The sequence below is a fragment of the Thalassobacterium maritimum genome, assembly GCF_031127805.1.
In the GTDB taxonomy this organism is placed as follows: Bacteria; Verrucomicrobiota; Verrucomicrobiia; order Opitutales; family Coraliomargaritaceae; genus Thalassobacterium; species Thalassobacterium maritimum.
Genome location: NZ_JARXHW010000099.1, coordinates 1 through 4,039, shown reverse-complemented (window position 1 = coordinate 4,039; position 4,039 = coordinate 1). Strand labels below are relative to the sequence as shown.

General features: G+C 44.1%; 4 protein-coding genes. 3 read left to right on the top strand and 1 reads right to left on the bottom strand.

Annotated features, from left to right (window positions below; translation table 11 throughout):
* The first annotated feature begins 694 nt into the window (after positions 1 to 694).
* Positions 695 to 1,237 (top strand): hypothetical protein, encoded by a 543-nt coding sequence (locus QEH52_RS19070; protein ID WP_308952548.1) that lies wholly within the window; start codon positions 695 to 697, stop codon positions 1,235 to 1,237.
* Positions 1,238 to 1,423: 186 nt separating this feature from the next.
* The gene (locus tag QEH52_RS19065) at positions 1,424 to 1,864 is read left to right on the top strand and encodes a hypothetical protein (protein ID WP_308952547.1); all 441 of its coding nucleotides are present in this window, start codon (positions 1,424 to 1,426) and stop codon (positions 1,862 to 1,864) included.
* Between the two features lie 184 nt (positions 1,865 to 2,048).
* On the opposite strand, the gene QEH52_RS19060 is transcribed toward QEH52_RS19065, so the two are convergent.
* Positions 2,049 to 3,179, bottom strand: coding sequence for a BACON domain-containing protein (locus QEH52_RS19060; protein ID WP_308952546.1), 1,131 nt, complete (start codon positions 3,177 to 3,179; stop codon positions 2,049 to 2,051).
* Positions 3,180 to 3,416: 237 nt separating this feature from the next.
* Between QEH52_RS19060 and QEH52_RS19055 the strand changes: the two genes are divergently transcribed.
* Positions 3,417 to 4,039, top strand: a 623-nt coding sequence (locus QEH52_RS19055; RefSeq protein WP_308952545.1) for a transposase, incomplete at its 3' end; no start/stop codon positions are given.

Below are 4,039 nucleotides of genomic sequence, written 5' to 3'. Positions count from 1 at the left end.
GCAACGGGAGCGCGGGCGCAAGTATCCGCCGAAGGTGAATCCGATGCGTGGCTCGGATTGGGGCGATTTGGCGGTGATTCAGGGCCTGCGCAGGCGAGTGTTCGGTTGAGTCTAGGGGCAAATCGATCGTGCTGCTAAAAAGGTCATGCCAATGCCTTGGAGGAAAAAAATGAGGCCGATTCCACCGGAGAAGAAGTCCACGCCAAGGCGCACCTGTCATCGAATCTCCAAGCTTGAAAAATCCTTAAACCTCAGCGAAGCTCAAGATAATAAATTAACCAGGCTATAAGAAATGGGTTGACTCGGGTGTGTGAAGCGCAGAGAGTCAGTAGGGGTAGGAGAGATTAAATTAACCAGGCTATAAGAAATTGCTCTTTGAGTTGAAGGTGGCTGCGTCACTGGCCCCTAGTTCTCAGATAATACGGCTCGAGGCTGATGTTGTTACAAATTACGCACTAAAATCTGCTGATATACAAACCCTCACCGCAAGCTATTCAATCAAGCGTTCACATCAGGCTATAAAGTCTGTTCAAGAATTAAAACTTGGTTTTGAGACTGCGCAGAGGCTTGGACTAGACTACAGACTTATATTGGCCACGGATACCCTACTAGCGAAAGCGCCGAAAGGAGCGAAGGAGTTCTTGGCAGACAATAACATTCTTGTAATTATTGAACCATTTGCACCACTTCTGTAATGGGACTACATTTCAACATACATATTGCCTTTGCTGGAAATAGGCGCACTGGTCAATCTTTAGCAGTTTTGCAAAAATGCCTAATAGACTGTGGATTTAAAGATCATTCTAAAGGTGCCGAGCCGCAGACTTTCAAGTGCATAGTATTTATGAAGAACGGTAGCACATTGGATTTGCGAACTATAGACGAGGTGGATGTAAGCAACCAAGTAGATTTCGTATCGGTTACCATGTCTCATGAGCAAGCTTTGGATATGACACCTAGCTACGGATTTGAGCTAATTATATGTTTCTCTGATAGTTTAAGTATCGAAAGTATCGATATCCGAACTAAATTATTACCCTGTTCGGTAAGTGAGGCGTATGAACAAAAGATACTTTTGTCGTTACAAGAGCTTGCGGTTTCGATTTACAAATCTCTAGGTGCCTCTAGTGTCTATGCGAAATTGGATGACGAGTGGGTGAATCCAGATCCTTACTTTTATATTGATGGTGAGAACTCTTGTCTGTTGACTAAGCATGACTTACCACTCAAGAACTAAAAAGAAAGCTCTAGACGAGGTAAATTTTATGGTAAATTTTATAGCCTGTATATAAAATATGAGGTTGTATGGATTTCAGTCTGGATCGATTTCTGGAGATATTGTTACCGGAATTTCCCTTAGCTTAGGGTTTGGTTGGTTAGCAGGGGATTTCACCCATGAAGTTTCATTAGGTCAGATGCTCGGATGGAAGAGATAATTGAAAGACGTCTCCCAGGAGCTAGGATGAGTCTTGAGAGGCGTGGGTGCTTCTCGCCAGTAAACCTGTATTATAAATTTCGTTATCAGAAAAATATTTTTAATTTTAACGAGTGGGTTTATGTTTCTGTTACTGAAATGGGTGATGCTTCGATTTTATGCCGAGTTTGGGATATTAAACAGGCGAAGCGATTCTTGGCTGAGGAGCAATCTATATTTAGTTTTTTAAGTAAGCTTATGTTGGACATTGCAAAGGAGAGCCCCTCTGTTGCTGATGAAGTATCCTTCATATTAACACCCCGTCGGTTTTATATGACCATGCCAAATCGTGAATTTTTAGAACTGAATGAACTAGATTGGGTAATAGAATGTGCTAAAGACCTTCTATTGTCGGGGGCTGAAAAATGTGAACCCACAGGCCAACCATAGTCTTACGTGAAATCAGTATGACAATATTCAGAAAATGTAGTTTTTTTCGTCAACTGCCCAAGGGCACCCGCTTTCTCACCTCTTCGTGGACTGAAGGCTTCGCGAACGAGAGATTAAATTAACCAGGCTATAAGAAATTGCTCTATGTCCTTGGGGTGCCCCCCCCCTCCCAAGTGCTCATCATCTAGTCATCCGGAGCTTCAAATTTAAGGGCGTAAAATCCACTATCCTCAGTCTGGTTTATGTGTGTATAAGCTAAATTCTGGACAAACTCAGGATCAGTCCATCTAGCGAGTTCGGTCCAAGTTCCTTCGTTCAAACTTACCCTATGTAATAGTATATATGTACCGACCGGTTTCATTTCTAGCATGGTTATCACAGGCTTACCTAGTTCATTAAATTCTGGTGTAGAGATTAGGCGAGTTATTAGAAAAGGATTACTTTTTAATCGTGATTCCTCTGCATGTGTTAAGCCATCGCCATCTGTGTCGGCATTCGGGTCAAATTGCTTACTAAAGTAGCTAGAAGCCCAGTTGTCATCAACTCCATCGCCATTCTGATCGTTCCACCCAGCAGACTGAGTGATTGTATGAGTCTCAGTGCCAATGTCGATGAATCCAATACGAGTTGAGTCAGAGTAATTTTCAGTATATGTAATGGTAATAGTATTGTTGCCGCTACCTGATGTTCTACTAACAGAGATCCATGCATGTGATTCAGAGACCACCCAACTGGTGTTGCTTGCGACATTTATTGTATAGGATCCCGCTATTGATGTGACAGGCTTGAGATAAGGGACGAGAGAAGTTGAAACAGCAATTCGATCTAGATCAAAAGTGCCATAGTCGAGTATGTTTGAAGGATCATTTTCTTGTGTGATCTCGTATGTGCCTGAAATTATATCCAATAAGTCAGTGAAACCTGGAACATACTCTCTCTCATTAAAACTGTCTGCTATGTATCGTATTCTTACACCTGCCGAATAAAAAGGTGGAGTAGATAAGTTAACTAAAGCCGACACCTCAAAATCCGGCAAGCCAGTATGGAAGTCGATTCCTCCATAAATGCTTCCATCGTAAGCACTTCCTTCTCCTACCGGGGGCACATTAGCATCAAGCGTATTCACTCTTCCTGTTATGTAGTAATAATTATCGGTTAGATTGATGTCGATCTCACCTGAATTGAACAGTACTGAACTTGTCCATTCTCCAGTCCACCTCCCAGACCAATCGACATCAAACACAGATTGAGCGTTTACGAATTGCAACGAGCAGAAACAAGAAATGGTGAGCAATGTAATTAGTCTTTTATTCATATAAGTGCGGGGCTTATAGAACAGGTCATGTCGGAATGACATCTTTTGTTCTCTGTATGTTTACGATCTATCTTAACGACCTCGTGCGGTTCTGCGGGCGACTTGTTTGAGGGGCTCGCCTTGGGACTGCAAGATAATAAATTAACCAGGCTATAAGATAATAAATTAACCAGGCTATAAGAAATGGGTTGACTCGGGTGTGTGAAGCGCAGAGAGTCAGTAGGGGGAGGAGATATTATGAAAATTCGTCGCACAAAAGTTCATGGTCGAGATGCCGTTTACCATTGCATGTCGCGTGTGGTGAATGGGGAGCGCTTGTTTCAGGATCGTGAGAAGGAGATGCTGCGTAAGATGATCTGGCAGGTGGCTGATTTCTGCGGAGTGGAGGTGCTTACTTACTGTGTGATGTCGAACCACTTTCATGTGCTCTTGCGTGTGCCGGACGGTCAGCGGGTCGATGATGCGGAATTAATGCGCCGTTATCGTGTGCTGTATCCTAAGCCTACAAAGTATCAGGCAGATTCGGTGAAGGTGCTGACCTCCCAGCTCGAAGCTGACTCTGAAGAGGCGCAGCAATTACGTGCGAAGCTGTTGGCTCGCATGGGCGATGTTTCTGAATATATGAAGGCGGTGAAGCAGCGTTTCTCTGTGTGGTTTAACCGTAATCACCAACGCTATGGCACGCTGTGGGCCGACCGCTTTAAGTCGGTTCTGGTTGAGGGACATGGCAATCCGCTGCAAACGATGGCGGCTTATATTGATCTGAATCCTGTGCGTGCTGGCATTGTGGAGGATCCGAAGGATTACCGCTTCTGTGGTTATGCGGAAGCGGTGGTGGGTGTGAAAGCGGCGCAGGCTGG

What these genes read in the sequence shown, in the direction of transcription:
- QEH52_RS19070 (WP_308952548.1), top strand. Translation starts at nt 695, where the DNA reads ATGGGACTACATTTCAACATACATATTGCCTTTGCTGGAAATAGGCGC.
- QEH52_RS19065 (WP_308952547.1), top strand. Translation starts at nt 1,424, where the DNA reads ATGGAAGAGATAATTGAAAGACGTCTCCCAGGAGCTAGGATGAGTCTT.
- QEH52_RS19060 (WP_308952546.1), bottom strand. Translation starts at nt 3,179, where the DNA reads ATGAATAAAAGACTAATTACATTGCTCACCATTTCTTGTTTCTGCTCG.